The organism is Vibrio sp. 1078-1 (assembly GCF_033340475.1).
On record NZ_JAWOWM010000462.1, the window covers coordinates 1 to 648 of the forward strand.

At 46.9% G+C, this 648-nt stretch carries 1 protein-coding gene; it reads right to left on the reverse strand.

Going from position 1 to position 648, the window contains the following annotated elements; all coding sequences use genetic code 11:
- A partial coding sequence (locus tag R7190_RS28200) for a methyl-accepting chemotaxis protein (protein ID WP_318137969.1) occupies positions 1-648 on the reverse strand: 648 nt, incomplete at both ends.

Sequence of the window (648 nt, forward strand, 5' to 3'; positions counted from 1 at the left end):
TTTCTTGATCCGAGTTGACGCTGCTTTGAGTCATAACGGTCGCTAACTCAGTCGATGCTGATGCCACATCTTCACTAATGCGAACTAATGCACTCACTGTTTCACGCAGTTTGTCGATGGTTTGATTTACATCCTGAGCCAGCTGCGACACTTCGTTTTTTCCGATGGCTTCGGCTTTAACCAATAGATTTCCCTTCGCGACTTCTTGCATGGTTCCTTGAAGGTTACGAATCGGTGCAACGATATAGCTGGCTAGTATCCAACTAATAAGCGAAGCGGCACTCAAGATCAGCGCAAGCGAAACCGCACTGTAAGTGAGCGTGGTTGAATGCTGTTCGCCATTCGCTTCCACTTCATCGGTGACGATTTGATTCAATTGCTTAGACAGGTTGTCGATGGCGTTGATCATTGCTTCGCCAGCCAATCGATATTCTGCCATCGCAGATTCGTACTTTTGATTGAAATCGGATGTGGTGTAGCCAGAAGAGTGTTTGGTGGTGAGCAGAGGTGTCATGGTGACGCGCGTGAAATCAACATAGTGATCCATGGCTTTGCGCATGGCATTCACTTCGGTTTTAACGCCTGGGAGGCTATCGATGGAATTGAGAAAATCGCGGTTTTTGTTTTGTCTATCAGACAGTTCTTGGT